This is a genomic window from Nonomuraea lactucae (assembly GCF_003313395.1).
Lineage (GTDB): Bacteria > Actinomycetota > Actinomycetes > Streptosporangiales > Streptosporangiaceae > Nonomuraea > Nonomuraea lactucae.
On sequence record NZ_QNFZ01000145.1, the window covers coordinates 1 to 6,147 of the forward strand.

Consider the following 6,147-nt stretch of genomic DNA (forward strand, 5'->3'; position numbering starts at 1 on the left):
GTTCCTTGGCGCCGCCGGCGGTCCCCCCGCCGCTGCCGCCGCCGCAGGCCGCCGTGCCCCCGACCCCGGCCGCCGCGATGGAGAAGAGGCCGGCCCGGAGCAGGTTCCTGCGAGAAAGTTCCATGTCTAACCCTCCAGAAGATCGGAGATGAACGCGTGGTCACGGCGGACCTGGGGGTCGGCGACGCCTTTCCACCATCGGGAAAGGTCCGCCAGGGTGGGTGCGGACGACGCTCCGCCCGCCCGGCGCACGGACAGCGCCGCGCAGAGGTTGGCGAAGCGCAGCCGCTCGACGAGCGGAAGCCCGGCGAGCGTCGCGGCGACGAGTGCGGCGCCGAAGATGTCTCCCGCGCCGGTCGGGTCGATCACGTCGACGGGCAGACCGGGGATCTCGGCGGTCTCACCGGTGGTCGCGTCGGCGGCCAGGGCGCCGTCGCCGCCACGGGTGACGACCGCCAGCGGCACCAGCTCGGCCAGCTTGGACAGCGCGGCCGTGGGGGTGTCGGTCCTGGTGTAGCTCATGGCCTCGTGGGCGTTGGGCATGAAGGCGTGGCACGTGCTCAGCTGGTCGAGCATGGACCGCGGCCACTGCTGGGTCGGATCCCAGCCGACGTCGGCGAAGACGAGCCCCCCGGTGCGGCTCGGCCAGGTGACCGGTTCCGGGCGCAGGTGGACGATCGCCGCGCGGGCCGGGGGCGGGTCGCCGATCATCTCGTCGGGGCTCAGCGGGGCCGGGGCGCCGTGGGTGACCAGCGCGCGGTCGCCGTCGTAGGCGAGCGAGACGGTGGTCGGCGTGGCCCAGCCGGGGAAGCGGCGCGACCGGGTGAGGTCGACGCCCTCCTGGTCGGTGAGCGTGTCCCAGCAGTGGCGGCCGAAGGTGTCGTCGCCGAACGCCGCCGCCAGGCCCGTGCGCAGCCCGAGCCGGCTGAGCGCGTACGCGAAGTTGGCGATGCCGCCCGGCCCCGTCGCCATGTCTGTCGTCCACGCCTCGGTGCCCAGCTTGGGCGCGTGGTCGAGACCGGAGAAGACGACGTCGAAGAAGAGGAGGCCGGAGACGAAAACGTCGAGCGGCTGCTGGTCTGAGGTGCTGGACACCATGCTGCTCACTTCTGACCCGGGTGGGTGAATTGGTACCGTGGATGCTGCCGCTCTTTGCCGAAGTTAGCAAGAGTTCGCCCAAAGATGCCTAACTTTGACCCCTAGTCGTGAGCGACTTTGCGCGATACGGTCCGTGTCATGCTTCGGGACCGACGGCACGAGTTGATCGTGCGCATCGTGCGATCGGATGGCCCCACCACGGTCGAAGCCCTGGCGGGACGGCTGGACATCAGCACGGCGACGGTCCGGCGCGATCTCGTCCAGCTGGACGAGCAGGGCTTGCTCAGACGCGTGTACGGCGGCGCCATGCCGATCGACGACCAGCGCGACGACCCGTTCGGGGAAGTCGCGGCCACGCGGGCGGAAGAGAAGGACAAGATCGCTCAGAGATGCGCAGAGATCATCAAGGACGGCGAGACGATCCTCCTTGACATCGGCACCACAGCTCACCAGGTGGCGCGCAGGCTCCGCGGCCGTTCACTGACGGTCGTCACCAGCAGCCTCGCGGTGCTGGAGGAGCTGCTCGACGAGGAGAGCATCCAGATCGTGCTGCTCGGCGGGATGGTCCGCCGCGAATACCGGTCGATCGTGGGCTTCCTCACCGAGGACAACCTGCGGCAGGTCAAGGCCGACCGGCTCTTCCTCGGCACCAGCGGCGTGCGTCCCGGCGGCCACGTCATGGACACCACCGTGGTGGAGGTGCCGGTCAAGCGCGCCATGATCGCGGCGAGCGACCAGGTGGTGCTGGTGGCCGACGTGGGCAAGTTCCCGGGCACGGGAATGGCCAGGGTGTGCGGCCCGGAGGAGCTCGACGTCGTGGTCACGAACGCGTCCACCGACCCGGCGACGTTGCTGACACTGCGGGACGCGGGCGTTGAGGTGATCGAGGTATGAGACTGACCATCCTGGGCGGCGGCGGGTTCCGTGTGCCGCTCGTCTACCAGGCCCTGCTGGACGACCACGGCAAGGGGCGGGTCACGCACGTCGTACTGCACGACCTCGACCCGGCCAGGATCGAGGCCATCCGCCGGGTCCTCGCCGAGCAGGCGATGGGTGTCCCCGACGCCCCCGAGGTCAGCGTCACCACCGACCTCGACGAGGCGGTAACCGGAGCGCAGTTCGTCTTCTCCGCGGTCCGCGTCGGCGGGCTCGAAGGCCGGGTGGTGGACGAGCGCGTCGCCCTAGAGGAGGGCGTGGTCGGCCAGGAGACCGTCGGCGCGGGCGGCATCGCGTACGGGCTGCGCACGCTGCCGGTCGCCCTGGACCTGGCCCGGCGCATCGCCGCGCTGGCCCCCGAGGCATGGGTGATCAACTTCACCAACCCCGCCGGCCTGGTCACCGAGGCGATGTCCGCCTACCTGGGCGACCGCGTCATCGGCATCTGCGACTCGCCGGTCGGGCTCGGCCGCAGGGTGGCGGGCGCGCTGGGCGTGGACCCGGCGACGGTCTGGCTCGACTACGCCGGGCTCAACCACCTGGGCTGGCTGCGCGGGGTGCGGGTCGACGGCCACGACCTGCTCCCCGGGCTGCTGCGCGACGACGGCGCGCTCACCTCGTTCGAGGAGGGCAGGCTCTTCGGCGCGGAGTGGCTGCGGACGATCGGCTGCATCCCGAACGAGTACCTGCACTACTACTACTTCACCCGTGAGGCCGTCGCCGCCGCCCGCGCCGCCTCGCGCACCAGGGGCGCGCTGCTCATCGAGCAGCAGAGCCGGTTCTACTCCCACACGGGCGGCTCCGCGCTGAGCGCCTGGGACAGCACCAGGCTGGAGCGGGAGACCACCTACATGGCGGAGAACCGCGAGGCCGCGGGCGCGGGCGACCGCACCTCCCGCGACCTGGAGTCGGGCGGCTACGAGCAGGTCGCCCTGGCCCTCATGCGCGCCATCGCGCTGGACGAGCGCGCCACCCTCATCCTCAACGTGCGCGGGCGCGGCGCCATCGACGGCCTTGGCCCCGACGCCGTCGTGGAGGTGCCCTGCTTCGTCGACGCCAACGGGGCGCGCCCGCTGTCCGTCGACCCGCTGCCCGGCCACGCCCTCGGTCTGGTCGCCTCCGTCAAGGCGGTGGAGCAGGCCGTGATCGAGGCTGCCGAGACCGGCTCCCGCGCGGCGGCGCTGCGCGCCTTCGCCACCCATCCGCTGGTCGACTCCGTCGGCGTCGCCCGCCGCCTCCTCGAACACTACGAACGTGAGCTGCCGCAACTCGGCTACCTCCGCGGAAGGAGCCAGAAGACCGATGCACGATGACCGGTCACTCGTCGAGAAGCGCGTCGAGCGGGTGCTGCGGGAGCGGATCGCTCCCGCGGTCCACGCCGCGCGGGTGCCCCTGGAGCTGGCCGCGTGGCACGTGCCGGACGAGCCGGTGCCCGTGGAGGAGGCGCTCAGGGCCGACTACGCGCCGTTCGAGGTCGGCACGGCGTGGGGCAGGCCCTGGTCGACGACCTGGCTGCGCGCGACGGGCACCGTGCCCGCCGCGTGGGCGGGACGGCGCGTGGAGGCCGTCTTCGACCTGGGGTTCGTCGGCGACTGGCCGGGCAACCAGGCGGAGGCGCTGGTCTACGACCTCGACGGCGCCCCCGTCAAGGGCATCGAGCCGATGAACCAGTACGTCCCCGTCACCGGCGACGAGGTCGGGCTGCTGCTGGAGATGGCCGCGAACCCCGACATCCTCGCGGGCGGCTTCGTCCCGACCCCCCTTGGCGACAAGGCCACGGCGGGCGATGCGCCGCTCTACCGCCTGGCCAGGGCCGATCTGGCCGTCCTCGACGAGGAGGTCTGGCACCTGCGGCTGGACATCGAGGTGCTCACGGAGCTGATGCAGGAGCTGTCCGTCGACTCCCCGCGCCGTCACGAGATCCTGCGGGCGCTGGAGCGCGGCATGGACGCGCTCGACATCCACGACGTCCCCGGCACAGCCGCGCGGGCCCGCGCCTGCCTGGCCGACGCGCTGGCCGCCCCGGCGCACGCCAGCGCCCACACGATCTCCGCCACCGGCCACGCGCACATCGACAGCGCCTGGCTCTGGCCGATCAGGGAGACCAAGCGCAAGACCGGGCGTACCTTCGCCAACGTCACGGCGCTGGCCCGCGACTACCCCGAGTTCGTGTTCTCGGGGCCGCAGGCGCAGCAGTACGCCTGGGTCAAGGAGCGCTTCCCGGCGATCTTCGAGCGGATGCGCGAGGCGGTCAAGGCCGGGCAGTGGGTGCCGGTCGGCGGCATGTGGGTGGAGGCCGACGGCAACCTCCCGGGCGGCGAGGCGCTGGCCCGGCAGCTCGTCCACGGCAAGCGGTTCTTCCAGCAGGAGTTCGGCGTCGAGTGCCGGGGGGTGTGGCTGCCCGACTCCTTCGGATACACCGCCGCGTACCCGCAGATCGCCCGGCTGGCCGGGATGGAGTGGTTCCTCACCCAGAAGATCTCATGGAACCAGACGAACAAGTTCCCCCACCACACGTTCTGGTGGGAGGGCATCGACGGCACCCGGATCTTCACCCACTTCCCGCCGGCCGACACCTACAACGGCACGTTCGAGGGCGGCGAGCTGGCGCACGCCGTGCGCAACTATTCGGAGAAGGGCGCGGGCACCCGTTCCCTGCTGCCCTTCGGGCACGGCGACGGCGGCGGCGGCCCCACCCGCGAGATGCTGGAGAAGGCGCGGCGGCTGCGCGACCTGGAGGGCTCGCCGCGGGTGGTGGTCGAGGCCCCCGACGCGTTCTTCGAGGCGGCCAGGGCCGAGCTGCCCGACGCCGCGGTCTGGTCCGGCGAGCTCTACCTGGAGCTGCATCGGGCCACCTACACCAGCCAGGCCCGGACGAAGGCGGGCAACCGGCGCAGCGAGCACCTGCTGCGCGAGGCCGAGCTGTGGTCGGCCACCGCCGCCGTGCACGCCGGGCACCCCTACCCGCACGACCGGCTGGACCGGCTCTGGAAGGTCGTGCTCCTGCACCAGTTCCACGACATCCTGCCCGGCAGCTCGATCGCCTGGGTGCACCGCGAGGCCGAGGCGACCTACGCCGAGGTCCGCGCCGAGCTGGAGGAGATCATCGAGTCGGCCGTCGCCGCGCTGGCGGGCGGCGGCACGACCGCGTGGGTCTTCAACACCGGACCGGCGGCCCGCACGGAGGTCGTCACCGTGCCGGGTGAGCAGGCGGGCGCCTCAGCCCAGCCGCTCGCCGACGGCTCGGCCGCCGTGCTGGTCGAGGTTCCCGGCTCGGGAGCGGCCCGGGTCGGATCGGCGGCATGGGCCACCGCACCGAGCGTCGCGCCGGTCACCGTCAGCGGCACCACGCTCGACAACGGCCTGGTCCGGGTGCTGATCGACGAGCAGGGGCTGTTCAGCTCGGTCAGGGACCTCGTCGCGGACCGCGAGGTGCTCGCCCCGGAGGGCCGGGGCAACCTGCTGCAGCTCCACACCGACTTCCCCAACATGTGGGACGCCTGGGACATCGACCGGCACTACCGGCGCCAGGTCACCGACCTGACCGACGTCGAGTCGATCACCGTGGTGGAGCGCGGCCCGCTGGTCGCGGCCGTCCGGATCGAGCGCGTCTTCGGGACCTCGCGGATCGTCCAGACCGTACGCCTGAGCGCGGGCAACGCGCGGATCGAGATCGACACGGAGATCGACTGGCACGAGCGGCAGAAGATCCTCAAGGCCGCGTTCCCCCTCGACGTGCACGCCGACCGCTCCGCCGCCGAGATCCAGTACGGCCACGTCCACCGGCCCACCCACGCCAACACGAGCTGGGACGCGGCGCGGTTCGAGATCTCCTGCCATCGCTGGATCCACGTGGCCGAGCCCGGCTACGGCGTGGCCATCGCCAACGACTCCACCTACGGCCACGACGTCGGCCGCACCTCCCGCCCCGGCGGCGGCACCACAACGACAGCGCGGCTGAGCCTGGTCCGCGCCCCGCAGTCGCCCGATCCCGAGGCCGACCAGGGCACGCACCGGATGACGTACGCGCTGGTGCCCGGCGCCACCGTGGGCGACGCCGTGGCGGCGGGCTACGCGCTGAACCTGCCCCTGCGCGTCGTGCCCGGCGGCACC

The 6,147-nt window shown here is 72.4% G+C and carries 4 protein-coding genes; 3 read left to right on the forward strand and 1 reads right to left on the reverse strand.

The annotated features are described in order from the left end of the window. Positions 1 to 126: 126 nt before the first annotated feature. Positions 127 to 1,098 carry a carbohydrate kinase family protein gene (locus tag DQW85_RS09795; RefSeq protein WP_113700042.1) on the reverse strand — a complete coding sequence of 324 codons (972 nt, stop codon included), beginning with the start codon at positions 1,096 to 1,098 and terminating at the stop codon, positions 127 to 129. Between the two features lie 138 nt (positions 1,099 to 1,236). On the opposite strand from DQW85_RS09795, the gene DQW85_RS09800 reads away from it, so the two are divergent. From DQW85_RS09800 to DQW85_RS09810, 3 genes are all read left to right on the forward strand, one after another. Further along, a complete protein-coding gene (locus tag DQW85_RS09800; RefSeq protein WP_113700043.1) occupies positions 1,237 to 1,992 on the forward strand; it encodes a DeoR/GlpR family DNA-binding transcription regulator in 756 nt (251 codons plus the stop codon). After that, positions 1,989 to 3,347, forward strand: a complete 1,359-nt coding sequence (locus DQW85_RS09805; protein WP_113700044.1) for a 6-phospho-beta-glucosidase — start codon at positions 1,989 to 1,991, stop codon at positions 3,345 to 3,347. Before DQW85_RS09800 ends, DQW85_RS09805 begins: the two co-directional genes overlap by 4 nt. Then, positions 3,337 to 6,147: alpha-mannosidase (locus DQW85_RS09810; protein WP_162794868.1), on the forward strand; the 2,811-nt coding region annotated here is incomplete at its 3' end. The genes DQW85_RS09805 and DQW85_RS09810, both read left to right, overlap by 11 nt.